At 76.3% G+C, this 19931-nt stretch carries 19 protein-coding genes and 1 riboswitch; of the genes, 12 read left to right on the top strand and 7 right to left on the bottom strand.

Going from position 1 to position 19931, the window contains the following annotated elements; translation table 11 throughout:
• Positions 1–13: 13 nt before the first annotated feature.
• Positions 14–721 (bottom strand): CDP-alcohol phosphatidyltransferase family protein, encoded by a 708-nt coding sequence (locus BM414_RS14685; RefSeq protein ID WP_093580288.1) that lies wholly within the window; start codon positions 719–721, stop codon positions 14–16.
• Positions 722–789: 68 nt separating this feature from the next.
• Here BM414_RS14685 and BM414_RS14680 point away from each other — a divergent pair, with 68 nt between their 5' ends.
• From BM414_RS14680 to BM414_RS14670, 3 genes are all read left to right on the top strand, one after another.
• Positions 790–1599, top strand: coding sequence for a lipase family alpha/beta hydrolase (locus tag BM414_RS14680; RefSeq protein ID WP_093580286.1), 810 nt, complete (start codon positions 790–792; stop codon positions 1597–1599).
• A 69-nt stretch (positions 1600–1668) separates the two neighbouring features.
• Entirely contained in the window at positions 1669–2550 is an 882-nt protein-coding gene (locus BM414_RS14675; protein ID WP_245784736.1) for an ArsR/SmtB family transcription factor, read from the top strand.
• Complete coding sequence (locus BM414_RS14670) at positions 2526–3119, top strand: maleylpyruvate isomerase family mycothiol-dependent enzyme (protein ID WP_093580283.1); 594 nt, start codon at positions 2526–2528, stop codon at positions 3117–3119. Before BM414_RS14675 ends, BM414_RS14670 begins: the two co-directional genes overlap by 25 nt.
• Here the strand turns inward: BM414_RS14670 and BM414_RS14665 are convergent.
• Positions 3100–3849: an SDR family oxidoreductase gene (locus BM414_RS14665; RefSeq protein WP_093580281.1), complete on the bottom strand. Its 750-nt coding sequence runs from the start codon at positions 3847–3849 to the stop codon at positions 3100–3102. The genes BM414_RS14670 and BM414_RS14665 overlap by 20 nt on opposite strands.
• Before the next feature lie 114 nt (positions 3850–3963).
• Here BM414_RS14665 and BM414_RS14660 point away from each other — a divergent pair, with 114 nt between their 5' ends.
• Positions 3964–4812, top strand: coding sequence for a helix-turn-helix transcriptional regulator (locus tag BM414_RS14660; protein ID WP_425432355.1), 849 nt, complete (start codon positions 3964–3966; stop codon positions 4810–4812).
• Here BM414_RS14660 and BM414_RS14655 read toward each other — a convergent pair.
• Genes BM414_RS14655 through BM414_RS14645 form a run of 3 tightly spaced genes read right to left on the bottom strand, consistent with a single transcriptional unit; the run spans position 4802 to position 7664 of the window.
• Entirely contained in the window at positions 4802–5629 is an 828-nt protein-coding gene (locus BM414_RS14655; RefSeq protein ID WP_093580277.1) for an ABC transporter permease, read from the bottom strand. The two genes, BM414_RS14660 and BM414_RS14655, sit on opposite strands and share 11 nt — an antisense overlap.
• The gene (locus BM414_RS14650; RefSeq protein WP_093580275.1) at positions 5626–6543 is read right to left on the bottom strand and encodes an ABC transporter ATP-binding protein; all 918 of its coding nucleotides are present in this window, start codon (positions 6541–6543) and stop codon (positions 5626–5628) included. The genes BM414_RS14655 and BM414_RS14650 overlap by 4 nt, the downstream gene beginning before the upstream one ends.
• A complete protein-coding gene (locus BM414_RS14645) occupies positions 6540–7664 on the bottom strand; it encodes a transcriptional regulator (protein ID WP_245784735.1) in 1125 nt (374 codons plus the stop codon). The genes BM414_RS14650 and BM414_RS14645 overlap by 4 nt, the downstream gene beginning before the upstream one ends.
• A gap of 131 nt (positions 7665–7795) precedes the next feature.
• On the opposite strand from BM414_RS14645, the gene BM414_RS14640 reads away from it, so the two are divergent.
• Positions 7796–8437 (top strand): hypothetical protein, encoded by a 642-nt coding sequence (locus BM414_RS14640; RefSeq protein ID WP_093580423.1) that lies wholly within the window; start codon positions 7796–7798, stop codon positions 8435–8437.
• On the opposite strand, the gene metF is transcribed toward BM414_RS14640, so the two are convergent.
• Positions 8434–9366, bottom strand: coding sequence for a methylenetetrahydrofolate reductase [NAD(P)H] (metF, locus tag BM414_RS14635; RefSeq protein ID WP_093580274.1), 933 nt, complete (start codon positions 9364–9366; stop codon positions 8434–8436). The two genes, BM414_RS14640 and metF, sit on opposite strands and share 4 nt — an antisense overlap.
• Positions 9367–9525: 159 nt before the next feature.
• Between metF and BM414_RS14630 the strand changes: the two genes are divergently transcribed.
• The 3 genes from BM414_RS14630 to BM414_RS14620 are packed head-to-tail and all read left to right on the top strand — an operon-like array spanning position 9526 to position 13069.
• Complete coding sequence (locus BM414_RS14630) at positions 9526–10659, top strand: polyprenyl synthetase family protein (protein WP_245784734.1); 1134 nt, start codon at positions 9526–9528, stop codon at positions 10657–10659.
• Positions 10660–10661: 2 nt separating this feature from the next.
• Positions 10662–12149: a phytoene desaturase family protein gene (gene crtI, locus BM414_RS14625; RefSeq protein WP_093580272.1), complete on the top strand. Its 1488-nt coding sequence runs from the start codon at positions 10662–10664 to the stop codon at positions 12147–12149.
• Positions 12146–13069: a phytoene/squalene synthase family protein gene (locus BM414_RS14620; protein WP_093580270.1), complete on the top strand. Its 924-nt coding sequence runs from the start codon at positions 12146–12148 to the stop codon at positions 13067–13069. The genes crtI and BM414_RS14620 overlap by 4 nt, the downstream gene beginning before the upstream one ends.
• Before the next feature lie 9 nt (positions 13070–13078).
• On the opposite strand, the gene BM414_RS14615 is transcribed toward BM414_RS14620, so the two are convergent.
• The gene (locus BM414_RS14615) at positions 13079–13402 is read right to left on the bottom strand and encodes an Rv2175c family DNA-binding protein (RefSeq protein ID WP_093580419.1); all 324 of its coding nucleotides are present in this window, start codon (positions 13400–13402) and stop codon (positions 13079–13081) included.
• Positions 13403–13607: 205 nt separating this feature from the next.
• Between BM414_RS14615 and BM414_RS14610 the strand changes: the two genes are divergently transcribed.
• From BM414_RS14610 to BM414_RS14595, 4 genes are all read left to right on the top strand, one after another.
• Positions 13608–15257 carry an amidohydrolase gene (locus tag BM414_RS14610; RefSeq protein ID WP_093580268.1) on the top strand — a complete coding sequence of 550 codons (1650 nt, stop codon included), beginning with the start codon at positions 13608–13610 and terminating at the stop codon, positions 15255–15257.
• 35 nt (positions 15258–15292) lie between these two features.
• Positions 15293–15376, top strand: a riboswitch (ZMP/ZTP riboswitch).
• Between the two features lie 25 nt (positions 15377–15401).
• Positions 15402–16856, top strand: coding sequence for a glycine hydroxymethyltransferase (locus BM414_RS14605; protein WP_175551598.1), 1455 nt, complete (start codon positions 15402–15404; stop codon positions 16854–16856).
• Between the two features lie 143 nt (positions 16857–16999).
• Positions 17000–18985, top strand: coding sequence for a Stk1 family PASTA domain-containing Ser/Thr kinase (gene pknB, locus BM414_RS14600; protein ID WP_093580267.1), 1986 nt, complete (start codon positions 17000–17002; stop codon positions 18983–18985).
• Positions 18982–19872, top strand: a complete 891-nt coding sequence (locus tag BM414_RS14595) for a deoxyribonuclease IV (protein ID WP_093580265.1) — start codon at positions 18982–18984, stop codon at positions 19870–19872. The genes pknB and BM414_RS14595 overlap by 4 nt, the downstream gene beginning before the upstream one ends.
• The last annotated feature ends 59 nt before the right edge of the window (positions 19873–19931 follow it).

Below are 19931 nucleotides of genomic sequence, written 5' to 3'. Positions count from 1 at the left end.
GGGGTGCCCGACCTCAGCCGACCGGGCCGGGAGGCGACTGGTCCCCCAGCGCCCGGCGCAGCGAGAAGCCGAGCTGCGCGGTGCCGACCAGCCCGAGGACGGCGCCCACGGCGGTCCCGGTGGTCACCACGACGGCGGGGCCACCGGACACGCCCGCCGCCTCGGCCAGCCCGGTGGCCGCCACGATCCCGGCGCCGCCCACGGTGAACCCGGTCATCGCCACGCGGGTGGGCCGCTCCCACACCGAGATCGACCCGGTCTCGGACACCCCCGCCTGACCGGCCCGGGCGCGCAGGTAGTCCGGCAGCCAGCACAGCGCCCCGAAGACGGCGGCCAGCCAGCCCGGTGCCCCCGCGACCCACAGCGTGAGCGCGTACGCGGCCTCGGTGAGCCGGTCGACGGCGGAGTCGAGCACGTACCCGCGGCGCGAGGCGCGCCCGCCGGCCAGCGCGAGGGCGCCGTCGAGGGAGTCCAGCAGCCCCGACAGCCCGACCAGCAGCCCGCCCGCGACGAGCCAGGCACCGCCGGCCAGCGCCGGGCCGACGGCGGCCAGCGACACCAGCAGGCCCAGCGCGGTGGCGGCCAGCGGCGGCAGCCACGACACCGTGCGGGCCAGCGCGTAGGCCAGCGACAGCCAGCCGTGCACCAGGCGGCTCGCGGCCGGGTCGGTGCCGCCGTGCCACCGCGACCACTCGGCGAGGTACTCGTCGCGGCTCAGCACGGCGTCCTCGGCACGCGGGCAGTCCACCAGCCCGGCCCCGCCGCGGCCAGACCGGGGACAGTGGGGAGGTGCTCGCCGGCCTCGCCCCCGCCCGCCGCCGCCTGGTCCTCGCCGCGCTGGCCCTCCTGGTCGTCGCCGCCCTCGCCGCGGTCCTCCTGGTGCTGGTCACCCGCGACGACGCCCCGGGCCCGGCCGCGCCGGTGTCGCAGGAGGAGCCCGGCCCGGTGCTGCTCGTGCCGGGCTACGGCGGCGGCACCGGCTCGCTGCGCGGGCTGGCCGACCGGCTGACCGCCGCGGGCCGCGACGTCACGCTGGTCGCGCTGCCCGCCAACGGCACCGGCGACCTCGCGGCCGCGGCCGACGCGCTGGACGCCGCCGCCGGCGCCGCGCTGGAGCGGACGGGAGCCGGCAGCGTCGACGTCGTCGGCTACTCGGCCGGGGGCGTCGTCGCGCGGCTGTGGATCGCCGACGGCGGGGCGGGCCTCGCCCGGCGGGTGCTGACGCTGGGCTCGCCGCACCACGGGACGACGCTGGCCGACCTCGCCGCCGGCGTCGCTCCGGGCCAGTGCCCCGAAGCGTGCCGGCAGCTGGCCACCGCCAGCGACCTGCTCGCCGGCCTCAACGACGGCGACGAGACACCGGCCGGCCCGACGTGGGTGTCGGTGTGGACGAGGCAGGACGAGACGGTGACCCCGCCGGACTCCGCCCGCCTCGACGGCGCGCTGAACCTCGAGGTGCAGTCGGTGTGCTCGACGGCGCAGGTCGGCCACGGCGACCTGCCGCGCGACCCGCTGGTGCAGGCGATCGTGCTGGCGCAGCTCGCCGCGGGCGACCCGGTGCCGCTGGGGGCGGCCGACTGCGCCCGTCTCGGCGGCTGAGCGCTCCTGCGGGGACCTCATCGGCAGGTGCGTTGACACATGCAGGCAAACACCTGCATGATCCGAGGCGTGGACGCACCGGACGTCGACGCGGTCTTCAAGGCCCTGGCCGACCGCACGCGCCGGCTGCTCCTCGACCGGCTGCGCGAGCAGGACGGGCAGACCCTCGGCGAGCTGTGCGCGCGCCTGGGCATGGCCCGGCAGTCGGCCACCCAGCACCTCGACGTCCTCGTCGGCGCCGGCCTGGTCACCGTGGTCCGCCGCGGACGCGAGCGGCTGCACTTCCTCAACCCGGCGGCGATCTCCGGGATCGGGGAGCGCTGGATCTCTCCGTTCGACCGGCCCCGCCTGCAGGCGCTGGCCGCCATCCGCGACGCAGCAGAGGAGCGCGCCATGTCCGAGAAGACCGTGTCCGAGAAGACCGTGTCCGGGAAGACCGTGTCCGGGAGCACCGAATCCGGGAGCACCGAATCCGAGAACGCCGACGCTGAGACCGTCCCCACCTACGTCTACGTCACCTACGTCCGCGCCGATGCCCAGCAGGTGTGGCAGGCCCTCACCGACGCCGACCTCACCGCCCGCTACTGGGGGCACAGCAACGTGTCCGACTGGCAGCCCGGCAGCCGCTGGGAGCACCGCCGCACCGACGGGTCGGGCGAGGTGGACGCCGGCGGCCGGGTGCTGGAGGCCGACCCGCCGCACCGGCTGGTGATGACCTTCGGTGACCCCGGCGGCGAGGAGCCGCCGGGCGGCGCCTCGGTCGTCACCTTCCTGGTCGAGCAGCACGGCGGCATCGTGCGGCTGACCGTCACCCACGAGAACCTCGCCGACGGCCAGGCGCTGCGCGAGATCTCGCTGGGCTGGCCGGCCGTCCTCGCCAACCTCAAGTCGCTGCTGGAGACCGGCGAGGTGCTGCCCGAGGAGCCGTGGGCGATGCCGGTGCGGGCATGAGCCCCGGCCCGGCCGGCGACGTCGCGCTGTTCGCCCGCGCCGCCGGCTACGCGCTGGAGGCCCTCGCGGAGGTCACCGACCTCGACCGGCCGACCCCCTGCGCCGGCTGGGACCTGCGCGCGCTGCTGCTGCACCTGGCCGACTCCGCCGACGGCCTGACGGCCCTCGCCCGCGGCGGGGAGCTCGCACTCCCGGACCCGCCCAGGGCGGGCGACGCCGACCCGGCCGCCGTCGCCCGGGCCCGCCTGCTGGCCCTGCTCGACGCCGTCACGTCGGCCGGGGACGACGGGGCCGGCGCGGCGGCACGGGCCGGCGCCGTGGAGGTGGCCGCGCACGGCTGGGACGTGGCACGGGCCTGCGGCTCCACCCGCCCCGTGCCGCCCGGCCTGGCCGCCGACCTGCTCGCCGTCGCGACGTCGTCGCTGCCCGACGGGGTGCGGCCGCACCTGTTCGCCGCGCCGGTCGACCTGCCCGCGACCGCGCCGGCAGAGGACCGCCTGGTGGCCTTCCTCGGCCGGCGGCCCGCGGCGCTCCCCGTGGCGCCCGGCGTCAGCGGGCCCGGGAGCTGAGCGCCGCCAGCACCTCGTCGTGGGTGCCGCGGACCTCGGCCCACCGCAGGAACTCGACCTCCGGCACGCGCACCTCGGTCGCGTCGGGCTGCTCGCGCAGGGCGCGCAGAGCGCCGTCGAGGTAGTCCTCCAGCGGCATCCCGGCGCCCGCGGCGTCCTGGCCCATCAGCGAGGTCCGCACCGCCGGCGGCACCAGCTCGAGGACCTGCACGGAGGTGCCGGCCAGCTGCACCCGCAGGCTCTGCGTCCACGAGTGGACCGCCGCCTTCGTCGCGCTGTAGGTCGGCGTGGCCGGCAGCGGCACGAACGCCAGCCCCGAGGACACCGTGACGACGGCGGCGTCGGGGCGCTGCAGCAGGTGCGGCAGGAACGCCGAGACCAGCCGCATCGGGCCGAGCAGGTTGGTGGCCACCGTCCGCTCGGCGGTGTTCAGGTGCGCCGGGTCGCGCAGGTCCTCGGGCAGCATGATCCCGGCCATCGCGACCAGGACGTCGAGCTCCGGGTACGCAGCCGTCACGGCGGCTGCGCACGCGGTGATCGAGGCCGGGTCGGTGACGTCGAGCACCGCCGTCCCGATGCCGGGGTGCTCCCCCGCGATCCGGTCGAGCTCCTCCTGACGCCGCCCCGCGACGACGACGGTGCTCCCGGCCGCCTGCAGACGCAGCGCCAGGCCCAGGCCGATGCCCGAGGTGCCGCCGGCGACGAGCACGGTCTTCCCGCTGGTGTCCATGGATCCTCCCTGTGGTGTCGGTGTCCCCACCCTGCGGCGGCCGGCGCCCGCGCGGCAGAGAGCACGTGTCCGGGGACCGGCGGTCCCTGGATGGGCCGGCGCGCGGCGGCGAGGATGACCGGCGTGGACCGCGCCCTGCTCGCCGACTTCCTCCGCCGCCGCCGCGAGGCGCTGCGCCCGGCCGACGTCGGCCTGGTCGCCGGGCCGCGCCGGCGGACCAGCGGCCTGCGCCGCGAGGAGGTGGCCGCGCTGGTCGGGATGTCGGCGGACTACTGGACGCGGCTGGAGCAGCAGCGCGGCCCGCAGCCGTCGGCGCAGATGCTGACGGCGATCGCCCGGGCGCTGCGGCTGACCCTCGACGAGCGCGACCACCTGTTCCGGCTCGCCGGTCACTCCGCGCCGCTGCGGGTGCGCCGCTCCGAGCACGTGGCGCCGGCGCTGCAGCGGGTCTTCGACCGGCTGGCCGACACCCCGGCGCTGGTGCTCCCCGACCTCGGCGACACGCTGCTGCAGAACCGCCTGGCCACCGCCCTGCTCGGCGACGCGACCCGCTACACCGGCCTGGCCCGCAGCGCCTTCTACCGCTGGTTCACCGACCCCGGCGCCCGCAGCAGGTACCCCGGGCGCGACCACGCCCACCAGAGCCGGCTGCAGGCGGCCGGTCTGCGGGCGGCGCTGAGCGCGGGAGGGACTGACCCCCGGGCAGCGGAGATCGTGCGCCGGCTGCTGGCCGGGAGCGCCGAGTTCGCCGCCGTGTGGGAGCAGCACGAGGTGGCCCGCCGGTTCGACGACGCCAAGACGCTGGTGCACCCGGAGCTCGGCGAGATCGACGTCGACTGCCAGGCGCTGTTCACCGAGAACCAGGCCCAGGTGCTGCTGGTGCTCACCGCGGCGCCGGGCAGCGGGAGCGCCGAGAAGCTCGCCCTGCTGTCGGTGATCGGCGAGCAGGCGTTCAGCTCGTGACGTCCTTGGTGGCGAAGTTCGCCCACGCGGCGGTCAGCAGCACCCCGACGTAGACGCCCTGCAGCGCCAGCCCCCGGACGACGTCGCGCCACAGGACCGGGTCGCGGAACAGGTCGACGAACGCCAGCCAGTACCGCGTGGGCAGGTACGGCGCGATCGGCGAGGCGGCGTCGAGGGTGAACAGCAGCGAGGAGGTCACCAGCACCGCCAGCGCGCCGAGCGCGGCGGCCAGCGGTGAGTCGGTGAGCGTGGAGAAGAACAGCCCGAACGCCGCGACGCCGAGCATCGAGACGGCGACGTAGCCGATGGCCAACAGCGTCCGGCGGGCCAGCTCCTCCGGGGTGAGCGGCGTCCCCGACATCGAGGTCCCCGCCCCCGACGTCCCGGACGTCACCGGCTGGGCGTCGAACAGCAGCGTGCCCACCAGGTAGCCGACGACGGCCACCACCACCACGGTGACGAGCACGAAGGCGAGCACCGCGACCAGCTTGGCCACCAGCAGCCGGGTGCGGCCGGCCGGACGGGCAAGCAGGTAGCGCAGCGTCCCGGCCTGGGCCTCCCCCGCGACGGCGTCCCCGCTGACCACCGCGACGGCGATCGGCAGGAACAGCGGCAGCACGATGGCCAGCGCCGCCAGGGGGAAGAGCTGACCGTTGGTGAGCACCGCCGACAGGAACGGCGGCCCCTCGCCCGGCCGCGGCGCGAGGTCGGTGAGCTGCAGCAGCACCGCGACCAGCACCGGCAGCGCGTTCAGGACGGCGATCGTCGCCCAGGTCCGCGGCCGGCGGAACATCTTCGACAGCTCGACCCCGATCACGCCCGCTCCACCCGGTCGGCGCTGGTGCCCGCGGCGGCGAGCACCACCTCCTCGAGCGTGGGCCGCTGGAGCGCCAGGCCGGTCACCGGCACGCCCGCGCCGACCAGCAGCGCGTTGACCTCCGCCGGGTCGGTCCCGCGCACCACCACCCGCTCGCCGGAGGTCCCCAGCACCCGCCCGTCGAGCACCGACCGCACCCGCTCGGGCGCCGGGGTGTCGACGACGGTGGCGCCGGTGGGCGCGGTCAGGTGCGCCATGCCGTCCTGGAGCACCAGCCGCCCGCGGTCGAGCACGCCCACCCGGCTGCACAGCTGCTCGACCTCGGCCAGCAGGTGGCTGGACAGGAACACCGTCGTCCCGCCGCGGTGCAGGTCCAGCAGCAGCTCCCGGACCTCGGCGATGCCCTGGGGGTCCAGGCCGTTGGTCGGCTCGTCGAGGACCAGCAGCTCCGGCCGCCGCAGCAGCGCCCCCGCCAGCCCGAGGCGCTGGCGCATGCCGAGGGAGTAGGCGCCGACCTTCCGCCGCCCCACGCCGCCCAGGCCCACCTGGTCGAGCACCTCGGCGATCCGGTGCTTCCGCGTGCGGCGCGACCCGCCCGGCCCGGCGGCGTCGAGCAGCGCCAGGTTGGCCGCGCCGGACAGGTGCTGGTGGTGCGCCGGTCCCTCGATGAGCGCGCCCACGCGCGGCAGCACCCGCCGGCCGGCCCGCGGCATCCGCCCGCCCAGCAGCTCGACCTCCCCGCGGGTGGGCAGCACCAGGCCGAGCAGCATGCGCACCGTCGTCGTCTTGCCCGAGCCGTTGGCGCCGAGGAAGCCGTAGACGTCGCCCGCGCGGACGTCGAGGTCGATCCCGTCCACCGCGCGCACCCGGCCGTACTGCTTGACCAGCCCCCGCGTGACGATCACCGAGGTCACGACGTCATCCCGGGCAGCGCGGCCGCGGCGTCGGCGAGCGCGTCGAGGGTGACCGTGCCGGTGAGGACGTACGCGCCACTGCGCGGGGGCTCGACCAGCATGAGCCCGAGCGGGCCGGCGGCGACCCGGGTGCCGAGCTCGTCGGTGACCGCGTCGGGCGCGGCGGTCAGCGTCGAGCGCAGCCCCGCGGCCAGCCGGCCGGGCACGGGGGCCACGGCCAGCAGCGTCACCCCGCTGCCGTAGAGGCCGACCGCGGCCGGCGCCCCGGCCACGTCGCGGCGGCCGAGGCCGGCCAGCTCGACGGGGAGCCGGACCGGCGACAGCTCCCGGTCGGCCGCCTCCCGCAGCAGGCCCGCGGGGTCCTCGCCGGTCCCGACCCGCGCGTCGGCCGGCGGGGTGAAGGCGATGACGCCCGCCGGCGGGACGGTGAGGTCGAGGTCGAGGAACCGGGTGTCCAGGGCGGGCAGGGACGCGTCCCCGCCCACCTCCTCGACGGCCACCACCTCGACGGCCAGCGGCAGGCCGGTGGCGGCGTCGGCCCAGACGTCGACGCGGGCCACCGAGGCGGCGGGCGCGGCGGGCACCAGCCGCAGGCCGAGCGCATCGCGACCGGCCACCCGGCGGGCGCCGATGCGCGACAGCTCGTCGTCGGCGGCCTCCGACAGCAGCCGCCGGCCCAGGCTCGCGGGCACCAGGTCGGGTGGGGCGGGCAGCGTGAGCGCGGCCGGTGCCGTACGGGTGGCGGTGGCCGACTCGTACTCCCACGTCCACGTGCCGCCCGCGTCGACGTGCACGCCGGTCTCCCCCGCCGCGGACACGACGTCGACGCGGTGCTCGTCGGGGCCCCGCCACCAGACCCGCAGCAAGCTGCGGTCGCTGAGCAGGTCGGCGACGGCGGGGAGCTGGTCGCCCACCGGGAGCGCCAGCCCGCCGGCCGAGACCGCGTAACCGGAGAACCCGACGCCGCCGCTGGCGAGGACGGCCGCGCGCAGCTCGGCGGCGCCCACGTCGGCGTCGTCGGCCGGCAGCGCGCCCACGAGCGCGGGCAGCGACGCGAGGACGGCGACCAGCGCGACCACGACCGACCAGCGGCGGGCCCGCCCGTACCCGCGTGCGGCCATGGCCGACACGGTACGAGCGCCGCGCGAGCCCGGCTGCGGGTGATCACCTCCCGTCCACGGTGGTCCCCGTCGTGCCGCGACCACCCGGGACGGGAGGTGATCACCCGGGATCCGGCGGGTAGGTGTCCGGCATGGCACCTCCCCTCAGTGACGCCGTCGTCGTCGACGTCCTGCGCCGGCTCGACCGGCTCACCTCGCCCCTCGTGCGGCGGCTGGGCCGCCCGCCGGAGATGCCGGCCGCCGCACGGGACGACTGGTGGGCACAGCGGGCCGCGCAGGTGGGTGCCGTCGCGGGCGGCCTGCCGCGGCTGGCCGGCCGGCTTGCCGACCTGCTCCCGCTGCAGAACACCGTCGGGACGGCGGTGCAGTCGCTGGTGGTGCTCGGCGTGGCCGGCGAGCACGGCGTCACCGACCCGGCCGAGCGGGTGTCACTGCTGTCGACGGTGCTGCTGGACCGCGACCTGCCGGTCGAGCGGGTCCGCCCGCTGCTGGAGCGGGTCCGCGGCAGCTACGCCGAGGCCGCCTTCGGCGCGCGCGAGCAGCGGGCGGGCCTGGCCGGCGCGGCGCGCACCGTGTGGCGGGCCGCCCGGCTGCTCAGCCGCATCGACGAGGCGCTCGACGCCCGCCCGAAGGGGCGTCTCGGCGCGCGGGCGCTGTCCCAGCTGCCGGTCGTCGGCGTCCTGGGCGGCTATGCGGCCGAGCGCGAGGGGCTGCGGAAGGCCGCGCGGCGGACGGCCGAGCTGCTCGAGCCCGGCCGCCCGGTGACCGTCTAGGAGGTCGCGGCCAGCGTGGAGGGGACCGACGTGCCGGTGTCGGCGTCGGTGAGGTTCAGGAACACCTCACGGGTCGCCGTCGACCGGTTCATGGTGATGAAGTGGATGCCGGGCACGCCCTCGTCCAGCAGCCGCCGGCACATCTCCGTCGCCACCTCGACGCCGTAGGCGCGCACGGCCGCCTTGTCCTCGGGCCGGTCGCCGTCGAGCTCGGCGAACCGCGCGGCCAGCTCCTCGGGGAACGCCTGGCCCGACAGCTGCACGATGCGGGTGATCTGCCGGGCGTTGGTCACCGGCATCACCCCGGCGATCAGCGGGACGTCGCAGCCGCGGGCGGCCACCCGGTCGCGCAGCCGCAGGTAGTCCTCGACGCGGAAGAACATCTGCGTGACCGCGAAGTCGGCGCCGGCGCGACACTTGCGCACGAACATCGCGACGTCGGTCTCGAAGTCCGGTGAGCGCGGGTGCCGCTCGGGGAACGCCGCGACGCCCACGGAGAAGTCGCCCATCGAGCGGATCAGCTCGACCAGCTCGGAGGCGTACTCCAGCCCCTCGGGGTGCTTGACCCAGTCGGCCTGCGGGTCGGCACCGGGCGGGTCCCCGCGCAGCGCCAGCAGGTTGCGCACGCCGGCGGCGGCCATCCGGCTCACCACGTGCCGCAGCTCGGCGATCGAGTGGTCGACGGCGGTCAGGTGCGCCAGCGGGGTCATCGTGGTCTCGGCGGCGATCCGCTCGGTGACGGCGACGGTGCCCTCGCGGGTGGAGCCGCCGGCGCCGTAGGTGACCGAGACGAACGACGGCCGCAGCCGCTCGAGCTGGCGCAGCGCCGTCCACAGCTGCGCCTCGCCCTCGGGCGTCTTGGCAGGGAAGAACTCGAACGACCAGGTGGGCCGCGACGAGGCGAGCAGCTCGCGGACGCTTCGGGTCACGGGGACCGAGGGTACGTGCGGTACCGGGCGCTGCCGTGCATCCGCCCCGGCACCCGGGGCGGAAGACACCCGGAGAGCGACCCCGAGGAGGAGCCGGTGAGCAGGCAGCCCCACCCCCTGGACAGGACGCGCGCGACTCGATGGGGCGATACTGGTCGGGTGATCACCGGCGCTGCGCAGCGGAACCCCGTGGTCCGCGCCCTGGCCCCGTCGCTCGCGGCCGCCGACCTGGGCCGGGTCCGCGGCGCGGTGTCGGCCGCGCTGACCGGCTTCCTCGAGGAGCAGCGCACCACGCTGGCCGCGATGGACCCCTCGCTGACGCCGGTCGTCGACGAGGTCTGCGCGCTGGCCGACGGCGGCAAGCGGCTGCGCCCGGCCTTCGCCTACTGGGGCTGGCGCGGCGTCACCGAGGACCTGGGCGGCCCGGCCGAGGACGACGCCGCGGTGCTGCGCGCCGTCGCCGCGCTGGAGTTCGTGCACGCCAGCGCCCTGGTCCACGACGACGTCATGGACGGCGCCCTGACCCGCCGCGGCCGCCCGGCCACGCACGTCGGGTTCGCCACCCGGCACGGCGACGGCGGCCTGTCCGGCGACGGCGACACGTTCGGGATCGGCGCGGCCATCCTGGTCGGCGACCTCGCGCTGGTGTGGTCCGACGAGCTGCTGCGCCGCTCGGGCATCAGCGGTCCCGCCCTGACCCGCGCCCGCTCGGTGTGGGACACCATGCGCACCGAGGTCACCGCCGGGCAGTACCTCGACCTGCTGCGCGCCGCCGGCGGCCTGCCCGGCGCCCAGGGCGCCCTCACCGTGGCCCGCTACAAGAGCGCCGGCTACACCGTGCAGCGCCCGCTGCAGCTCGGTGCCGCGATCGCCGGCGCCGGTCCCCGCGCGGCCGACGTCTACACCGCCATCGGCCTGCCGCTGGGCGAGGCCTTCCAGCTCCGCGACGACGTCCTCGGCGTCTTCGGCGACCCCACCGTCACCGGCAAGTCCGCCGACGACGACCTGCGCGAGGGCAAGCAGACGCTGCTCATCGCACTCGCCGAGGAGGAGGCCGACGATGCCGGACGCCGGCTGCTGCGCGAGGCCCTCGGCGACCCCGACGCCGGCGAGGAGCAGTTCTCGGCGCTGCGCACGCTGATCGAGGTCACCGGCGCCCGGGCCCGGGTCGAGGAGCGGATCGCCGAGCGCACCGCCACCGCCCGCGGCGCGATCGCCGACGCCCCGATCGCCGACGAGGCCCGCGCCGCCCTGGACGCGCTCGCCGTCGCCGCGACCTCGCGCACGGCCTGAGCGTGCGGACCGTCCCCGGGAGGACCGACCGGGTCGTCGTCGTGGGTGCCGGCCTCGCCGGCCTGGCCACCGCACTGCGGCTGCGCGGTGCCGGGCGCGAGGTCACCGTCGTCGAGCGTGGCGACGGGCCGGGCGGGCGGGCCGGCGTGGTCACCCGCGACGGCTACGTCCTGGACACCGGCCCCTCGGTGTTCACCGCGCCGGAGCTGGTCGCCGACACGCTGGCCGCCGTCGGCGAACGGCTGGAGGACCGGCTCACCCTGGTGCCGCTGGACACCACATACCGGGCGCAGTTCGCCGACGGCTCGCACCTGGACGTGCACGCCGACGTCGACCGGTTCGCCGCGGAGGTGGAGGCGCTGGCCGGGCCGGCCGAGGCCGCCGCGTTGCGCCGCTACCTCGCCGACCTCGCCGAGCTGTACCGGCTGCAGCTGACCACCTTCATCGACCGCAACCTCGACACCCCGCTGGACCTGCTCGGCCCGGAGCTGTGGGCGCTGGCCCGCCGCGGCGGGTTCGGCCGGCTGTCCAGCCACGTGGCGCGGTTCTTCGACGACGACCGGCTGCGGCGGCTGTTCAGCTTCCAGGCGCTCTACGCCGGGGTCTCCCCGTTCCGCGCCATCGCCGCCTACGCCGTCATCGCCCAGCTCGACATCGGCGCCGGCGTCTGGCACCCGGTCGGCGGGATCGGCGCCGTACCGCGAGCGATGGCCGCCGCCGCCGGGGACGCCGGCGTCGTGTTCCGGTACGGCGCGACGGTGGAGCAGCTCGACGTCCGCGGCGGGCGGGTGACCGGCGTCTGCCTCGAGGGCGGCGAGCGGCTGCCCGCCGACGCCGTCGTCGTCACCACCGACGTGCCCGAGGGGCTGGTGCCCGGGTTCCGGCGCCGCCGGCCCACCTACTCGCCGTCCTGCGTGGCCCTGCACCTGGGCGTTCGCAGCGAGCTGCCCGGGCAGGCGCACCACACGATCAGTTTCGGCGCCGCGTGGGAGCAGGTCTTCGACGAGCTCACCCGCACCGGCCGGCCGATGAGCGACCCGAGCCTGCTGGTGAGCATGCCCTCGCGCACCGACCGGTCGCTGGCCCCTGACGGCGGCCAGGTGCTCAGCGTGGTGGCGCCGGCGCCGAACCTCGACCCGCACAGCGGCGGCAACCCCGGCATCGACTGGGACGCGCTGACCCCGCGCTACCGCGAGGAGGTGTTGGGCACCCTGGAGGCCCGCGGCTGGACGGGACTGACCGACGCGATCGAGGTGGAGCACGTGGACACCCCGCTGACCTGGGCACGGCAGGGCATGGCCGCCGGCACGCCGTTCGCCCTCGCCCACACCTTCGGCCAGACCGGCCCGTTCCGGACGCCGACGCTGCCCCGGCGCGGGCCGGAGAACGTGGTGCTGGCCGGCTCGTCGGTGCAGCCCGGCGTCGGCGTCCCGATGGTGGTCATCAGCGGCCGGCTCGCCGCCGAGCGCATCACCGGGCCCGTGCGATGACCGCCACCGAGCGGCCGCTGACGATGGCCGAGCGGCAGGAACGGCTCGACGCCGCCTACCGCTTCTGCGCCGCGGTCAACGCCGAGCACGGCAAGAGCTACCACCTGGCCACCCGGCTGCTCACCGCCGACCGCCGCCCCGCCGTCCACGCCCTCTACGCCGCGGCGCGCACCGCCGACGACCTCGTCGACCACCCCGGCGCGGACCCCGAGGGCGACCTCGCCGACTGGTCGCGGGCGCTGCTGGCCGAGCTCGAGGCCGGCTGGTCCGACGACCCGGTGCGGCTGGCCACCGTGCACACCTACCGCCGGTACCGCATCCCGGTCGAGCACCTCGTCGACTTCCTCGCCGCCATGACCAGCGACCTCACCGTCACCGGCTACGCCGACATGGCCGCCCTCGACCGGTACATGTGGGGCTCGGCGTCGGTGATCGGCCTGCAGGTGCTGCCCGTGCTCGGCACCGCGCCCGGCATCGCGCGGGAGGAGGCCGCACCGCACGCGATCGCGCTGGGCGAGGCGTTCCAGCTCACCAACTTCCTGCGCGACGTCGCCGAGGACGCCGACCGCGGCCGGGTCTACCTGCCCGCCGACGTGATGGCCGCGCACGGCGTGACCCGCGAGCAGATCGAGGCCAAGCGCCACGACGCCCGCTTCCGCGCGCTGATGCAGGAGATGGTGGCCATCGTGCGGCGCCGCTACGACGACGCCGCCCCGGGGACGCCGATGCTGGCGCCGGAGTCGCGCGACTGCGTGCGGGCGGCCACCGCCCTCTACGGCGGGATCCTCACCGAGATCGAGCGGGCCGAGTTCCGGGTGCTCGACCGCCGGGTGACGGTGTCCAAGCCGCGCCGGCTGGGCATCTTCGCCCGCCGCCTCGCCGGCGCCCAGGCCGTGCGGCTCAGGACCCGGCGCCGCTAGCCGGCCCGGTCAGAAGGCGAGGGCCTGCGCGCGCCTGGTGACCTCGGTGTGCCGGTCGTCGCGCAGCGCCTGCACCGGCGTGCCCGGCAGCGACTCGTCGTCCCGGAACAGCCAGTCGAAGACCTCGGCGTCGGTGTACCCGCCGTCCTTGAGCACGGTGATCAGTCCCGGCAGGTGCCGCAGCACCGCGCCGTCCTGGAGGAAGTCGGCGGGGATGCGGCTGTTGCCGCTGCCCGGCACCGCCATCAGCTTGCCCTCCCGGATCAGCTGCCGGACCTTGTTCGGCGAGACGCCGAGGACCGCGGCCACCTCCGCGGGCTGAAGGGTCTCCATGGGCACCGAGCTTAGGTGGGGGCCGTGGACGGGGCGGGCACCGGTGGCGGTCCCCGTCGGCGGCATCCCGGGTCGGGCTTCCGCTCCCCCGTGCCCGGCGCGCACCATCGCAGACCGGGCGCCGTCGGCGGTCGCCCGGCACGGCCGTGCGGCCGCGAGCCGAGCACGGTCCCCGTCGCCCTCCGGACCCGAGGAACTGCCCACGATGCGCATCGACACCGTCCTCACCAACGCCCGCATCACCACGCTGGACCCGGCGCGGCCGACGGCCTCGGCGGTAGGCGTCCTCGGCGGCCGGGTCGTCGGCTTCGACGAGGAGCTCGACGGGATCGCCGCGGACGTGCGCCACGACCTGGGCGGCGCCCCCGTGGTGCCGGGCTTCAACGACGCCCACCTGCACTTCTCGGTGCTCGGCAGGGAGATGACGCAGCTCGACCTCTCCGCCGAGGCCGCCCCCACCCTCGACGCGCTCTACCGGCGTGTGGGTGAGTGGGCCGCCGCGAAGCCCGAGGGCGCCTGGGTCGTCGGCAACGGCTACGACCAGAACAAGCTCGGCGAGCACCCCACACGGCAGGCCCTGGACCGGGTCGCCGGCGGCCGGCCGGTCTACCTCGTCCATGCCTCCAACCACATGGCGGTCGCCAACACGGAGGCCTTTCGCCTCGCGGGCCATCCCGATCCGGACGCAGTCGAGGCGCCGGCGGGCGGCAGCATCGTGCGGGTCGACGGCGTCAGCACCGGTCTCCTGCAGGAGCAGGCGATGGCGCTGGTGAGCTCCGTCCTGCGCCCCGTGCCCCAGGACGACATCGTGGCCGCGCTCGGGGCGGCGTCGGCCTGGGCTCTGCGCCACGGCCTCACGAGCGCGACCGAACCCGGCATCGGCGGACGGCTGATCGGGCACGGTCCCGCGGACGCCCGCGCCTTCCAGGTCGCGCGGGAGCGGGGGGTGCTGCGCACGCGGATCACCGCGATGCCCTTCGTCGACGCCCTGCACGAGCTCGGCCGGGTGGACGACGGGCTCGAGGGCTGGGGTCTGGACCTCGGCATCCGCACCGGCCTCGGCGACGAGTGGTTCCGGCTGGGACCGGTGAAGGTCATGTCCGACGGCTCCCTCATCGGCCGGACGGCCGCGATGTGCTGCGACTACGCCGACAGCCCGGGGAACGCGGGCTACCTGCAGACGGAGGCCGCCGCCCTGCGCGAGAGCATCGTGCGCAGCCACGGGAACGGCTGGCAGGTCGCCACCCACGCCATCGGGGACCGCGCGCTCGACGTCGTGCTGGACGCCTACGAGGAGGCGCAGCGGCGGGCACCCCGCACCGACGCCCGGCACCGGATCGAGCACGTGGGGGTCGCCTCCGACGAGCAGGTCGCGCGGATCGTCGCGGCGGGGCTCGTCCCGGTGCCGCAGGGCAGGTTCCTCTCCGCGCTCGGCGACGGGTTCCTGGCGGCGCTCGGCCCGGAGCGGATCGACCTCGCCTACCGGATGCGGTCCTTCGTCGACGCCGGCGTCGAGCTGCCCGGCTCGACGGACGCGCCCGTCGTCCCCGGCGAGCCGATCCTGAGCATCCACGACATGGTGAACCGCCGGTCCGCCGGCGGGACCCCCATCGCGCCGCACGAGGCGCTCACCGCCCGCGAGGCACTGCGCGCCTACACGGTCGGCTCCGCCCACGCGGTCTTCGAGGAGACGCGCAAGGGCACGCTGCGCAGGGGCATGCTCGCGGACCTGGTCGTCCTGTCCGACGACCTGCTCGCGGTGGCACCGGAGCGGATCCGCGACGTGCAGGTCCGGGCGACCATGGTCGGTGGCGTGTTCGGCCACGACGCCGAGGGACAGCTCGTCGAGGCGTGAACGCCGCAGGGCCGGGCCGCGCCCCGGTACCATCACCCCCGGGCCGTGACTGGCGCATCGAGGTGGGTCACCACCGGGGAGCGGCCTGCACTCCCCCGCCGGGCGCCTGGGCACCGCTGACGCCGACACCCGCCAGGAGCCCCCATGAGTGACGTGACCCCCTCCTTCGACGCCTCCGCCGCGTCGACCGCCTACCGCAGCGCCCTGTCGGTCATCGCCGAGGTCGAGCCGCGGGTCGCCGACGCGATCGGCGCGGAGCTCGCCGACCAACGCGCCTCCCTCAAGCTGATCGCCAGCGAGAACTACGCCAGCCCCGCCGTGCTGCTGACCATGGGCAACTGGTTCAGCGACAAGTACGCCGAGGGCACCGTCGGGCACCGCTTCTACGCCGGCTGCCAGAACGTCGACACCGTCGAGGCGCTGGCCGCCGAGCACGCCCGCGAGCTGTTCGGCGCCCCCCACGCCTACGTCCAGCCGCACTCGGGCATCGACGCGAACCTGGTCGCCTTCTGGGCGGTGCTGGCCCAGCGGATCGAGTCCCCGGCGCTGGAGCGCGCCGGCGTCCGCCACGTCAACGAGCTCACCGACGAGGACTGGGCCACGCTGCGCCACGCCCTCGGCGACCAGCGGATGCTCGGCATGAGCCTCGACGCCGGCGGCCACCTCACCCACGGCTTCCGCCCCAACATCAGCGGCAAGATGTTCGCCCAGTCCTCCTACGGCACCCACCCGCAGACGGGGCTGCTCGACTACGACGCCGTCGCCGCCCGCGCCCGCGAGTTCCGCCCGCTGATCCTCATGGCCGGCTACTCCGCCTACCCGCGCAAGGTCGACTTCGCGAGGATGCGCGAGATCGCCGACGAGGTCGGCGCCACGCTGATCGTGGACATGAGCCACTTCGCCGGCCTGGTCGCCGGAAAGGTGTTCAGCGGCGACTTCGACCCGGTGCCGCACGCCCACGTGGTCACCAGCACCAGCCACAAGTCGCTGCGCGGCCCGCGTGGCGGGTTCGTGCTCAGCCAGCCCGAGTACGCCGACGCCGTCGACCGCGGCTGCCCGATGGTGCTCGGCGGCCCGCTGCCGCACGTCATGGCCGCCAAGGCCGTCGCCTTCGCCGAGGCCCGCCGCCCGCAGTTCGCCACGTACGCGCAGGCCGTCGTCGACAACGCCGTGTCCCTCGCCGAGGGCCTCTCGCGGCGCGGCGCCACGCTGGTCACCGGCGGCACCGACAACCACATCGTGCTGCTCGACGTCTCCGGCTTCGGCCTGACCGGCCGGCAGGCGGAGTCCGCGCTGCTCGACGCCGGCATCGTCACCAACCGCAACTCGGTCCCGGCCGACCCCAACGGCGCCTGGTACACCTCCGGCGTCCGGCTGGGCACCCCGGCGCTGACCACCCGCGGGTTCGGGGCGGCCGAGTTCGACCGCACCGCCGAGCTCATCGTCGACGTCCTGTCGAACACCACCCCGACCGCGACGAAGGACGGCTCGCCGTCCAAGGCCAGGTACGCCGTCGACAGCGGTCTGGCGGAGAAGACCCGCGCGGCCGCGTCCGAGCTGGTCGCCGCCCATCCGCTGTACCCGGGCCTGGAGCTGTAGGGGGACCGGTCCTCCCCGCCCGGCACCCCGGCGCGGGGAGGACGCCGGTGTCGTCGTGACCGGTGTGACGGGAGGGTGTGCCGGCCCGCCCGCCTGCGCGTGTGCCGACCTGTTCGGGGCCGGGCGCTCCTAGACTCGTCCCCGTGGACACCGCCGTGACCGACCCCGTGGTCGGCCTGGTCCTCGAGGGGCGCTACCGCCTCGAGGAGCGGCTGGCGCGCGGCGGCATGTCCACCGTGTACGCGGCCACCGACCTGCGGCTGCACCGCACCGTCGCGGTCAAGGTCATGGCCGAGCACCTGGCGCACGACCCGACGTTCGTCGACCGGTTCACCCGCGAGGCGCGGGCGGCGGCCATGCTCAGCCACCCCAACGTGGTCTCGGTGAGCGACCAGGGCGCCGACCAGGGCCTGGTCTTCCTCGTCATGGAGCTCGTCCGCGGCCGCACCCTGCGCGACCTGCTGCAGGCCCGCGGCCGGCTGACCGTCGCCGAGGCCTTCGCCGTCCTCGAGCCGGTGCTCGCCGGGCTGTCGGCCGCGCACCGCGCCGGGATCGTGCACCGCGACGTCAAGCCCGAGAACGTCCTCATCGGCCACGACGGCACGGTGAAGGTCGCCGACTTCGGCCTGGCCCGCGCGCTCACCGGCACCGGGCAGACCAGCCACACCGGCGGCGTGCTGATCGGCACGGTCGCCTACCTCTCCCCCGAGCAGCTCGAGCGCGGCCGCGCCGACGCCCGCAGCGACGTCTACGCCGCCGGCCTCGTGCTCTTCGAGATGCTCACCGGCCACCCGCCCTACGGCGGGGACACCCCGCTGGCGGTGGCCTACCAGCACGTGCACCACGACGTCCCGCTGCCCTCGTCCGAGGCGCCGACCGTGCCCTGGCAGGTCGACGAGCTGGTCAAGCGGACCACCCGCCGCGACCCCGCCGTCCGCCCGCTCGACGCCGGCTCCTTCCTCGCCGACCTCGAGGACGTCCGCAGCGACCTGGGCCTGGCCCGCGTGCCGGTGCCCACCGGGCGCAGCTCGGCCGGGCCGGCCACCATCCGGCCGACCAACCGGCCCTCGCGGCGGCACCCCAGCGAGCCCGGCGACGGCAGCGACCCGGGCACCGAGGTGCTCGGCGGCCGCTCCTCACGCGCCGGGCGCACCAGCCTGCTGCCCCCCGTGGGCACCGGGTCCACCGCCGACGTCGGCGGCCGGCGGCCGGTCCCCCCGCACCGCACCGGCGTCTCGCCGCACGTCCGGCGCCGCCGCGCGCGGCTGGCGGTCGCGGTCGTGCTGCTGCTGGCGATCACCATCGGCGCCGTCGGCTGGTGGATGGGCTCGGGCCGGTGGACCGAGGTCCCCTCATTGGTGGGCAGCGACCGCGCCGCGGCCGTCGACCTGCTGCAGGAGGCGGGCCTGGACCCCGTCTTCGCCGAGGACCAGTTCAGCGAGACCGTGCCCGAGGGCGTGGTCATCTCCGCCGACCCCGAGGGCGGCGAGGCCATCCGCAACAGCGACGTCGAGCTCGTCGTCTCCAAGGGCCCCGAGCGCTTCACCGTGCCGACCGACCTGGTGGGGCAGCCGATCGAGGCGGTGCGCGACGCCCTGAGGGGCATCCCCGTCGTCCCCACCGAGCAGCAGGACTACAACGACGAGATCCCCGTCGGCTCCGTCACCGGCTTCGAGCCCGAGGCCGGCACGGAGGTCAAGCGTGGGGACCCGGTGACCGTCTACGTCAGCCGCGGCCGCGCACCGGTGGCGATCGCCAACGTCGTCGGCCAGCCCGCCGACGCCGCGCAGACCAACCTCGAGGCCCAGGGCTTCAGCGTCGCCCGCACCGTGGGCCGCAGCGCCGACGTCCCCACCGGGGCGGTCATGGCCGTCAGCCCGGCGGCGGGCACGCAGGCGCCGTACGGCAGCGAGGTCACCGTCCAGGTCTCCGAGGGCGTGCCCCAGGTGACCGTGCCCGACGTGGGCGGGGAGCGCGCCGCCGACGCCATCGCGACGCTGGAGGCGGCCGGGCTGGAGGTCACCACCTCGACCTTCATCACCGGCGACCGCGTGTACCGGCAGAGCCCGGGCGCCGGCACCGTGGTCGACCAGGGCAGCGAGGTCAGCCTGCTGCTCAGCTTCGGGTGAGCGGCGCGCCCTCCATCCCGGTCGGTGCGCACGTCCAGGTCGCCGGCGGGCTGGCCACCGGCGGGCTCCGCTACACCGACGACGTCGGCGCGCAGGCGGTGCAGGTCTTCGTCGGCAACCCACGCGGCTGGAAGCGGTCGGCCGGCGACCCCGCGCAGGACGCCGCGTTCGTCGCGGGGCTGGCCGAGCGCGGCGTCCCGTCGTTCGTGCACACGCCGTTCCTGGTGAACGTCGGCTCGCCCACGCCGGCCACCGTCGACCGCTCGATCGAGACGATCGCCGCCGACCTCGCCCGCGGGGTGCGGCTCGGCGTGCGCGGCGTCGTCGTCCACGCGGGGTCCGCCGTGGACGAGGACCGCTACGAGGCCGCGCTGCGGCAGTTGCACGAGCGGCTGCTGCCGGTGCTCGACGCCCTGCCCGACGACGGCCCGCGGCTGCTGGTCGAGCCGACGGCGGGCGGCGGCCGGTCGCTGGCGGCCACCGTCGAGGACCTCGGCCCCTACCTGGCGGCGCTGGACATGCACCCGAAGGTCGGCGTGTGCCTGGACACCTGCCACACGTGGGCGGCAGGGCACGACCTGGCCGCGCCCGGCGGCACGAGCGCCACGTTGGACGCGCTGGAGGCCGCCGTCGGCCCCGGCCGGCTCGGGCTGGTGCACGCCAACGACTCCCTCGACGAGCGCGGGTCCCGGCGGGACCGGCACACCACCATCGGCGAGGGCTCGATCGGGGTGGGCGCCTTCGCCGAGCTGATGGCGCACCCGTCGATGGCGGGGGTGCCGGTCGTCGTCGAGACGCCGAGCGCCGACCGCGGCCACGCCCGCGACATCGCCCTGCTCTGCGCCCTGCGCGACGGCCTGCCCGTCCCCGAGGCCACTGCGGCATAGGAAGCGATCCCCACGTCCTCAGCTCGAGAACGTGGGGAGAGCCTCCTATGCCTCGCCGT

The organism is Geodermatophilus amargosae (assembly GCF_900116515.1).
Classification (GTDB): Bacteria; Actinomycetota; Actinomycetes; order Mycobacteriales; family Geodermatophilaceae; genus Geodermatophilus; species Geodermatophilus amargosae.
The sequence above is the reverse complement of the archived record's forward strand: the minus strand, read 5'-3'. Positions and strand labels throughout refer to the sequence as shown.

Excerpts from the sequence above, each read along its gene's own strand:
- BM414_RS14660 (WP_425432355.1), top strand. The coding sequence starts at position 3,964 with ATGACCGGCGTGGACCGCGCCCTGCTCGCCGACTTCCTCCGCCGCCGC.
- BM414_RS14640 (WP_093580423.1), top strand. The coding sequence starts at position 7,796 with ATGGCACCTCCCCTCAGTGACGCCGTCGTCGTCGACGTCCTGCGCCGG.
- BM414_RS14605 (WP_175551598.1), top strand. The coding sequence starts at position 15,402 with ATGAGTGACGTGACCCCCTCCTTCGACGCCTCCGCCGCGTCGACCGCC.
- BM414_RS14610 (WP_093580268.1), top strand. The coding sequence starts at position 13,608 with ATGCGCATCGACACCGTCCTCACCAACGCCCGCATCACCACGCTGGAC.
- BM414_RS14615 (WP_093580419.1), bottom strand. The coding sequence starts at position 13,402 with ATGGAGACCCTTCAGCCCGCGGAGGTGGCCGCGGTCCTCGGCGTCTCG.
- BM414_RS14620 (WP_093580270.1), top strand. The coding sequence starts at position 12,146 with ATGACCGCCACCGAGCGGCCGCTGACGATGGCCGAGCGGCAGGAACGG.
- BM414_RS14665 (WP_093580281.1), bottom strand. The coding sequence starts at position 3,849 with ATGGACACCAGCGGGAAGACCGTGCTCGTCGCCGGCGGCACCTCGGGC.
- BM414_RS14645 (WP_245784735.1), bottom strand. The coding sequence starts at position 7,664 with ATGGCCGCACGCGGGTACGGGCGGGCCCGCCGCTGGTCGGTCGTGGTC.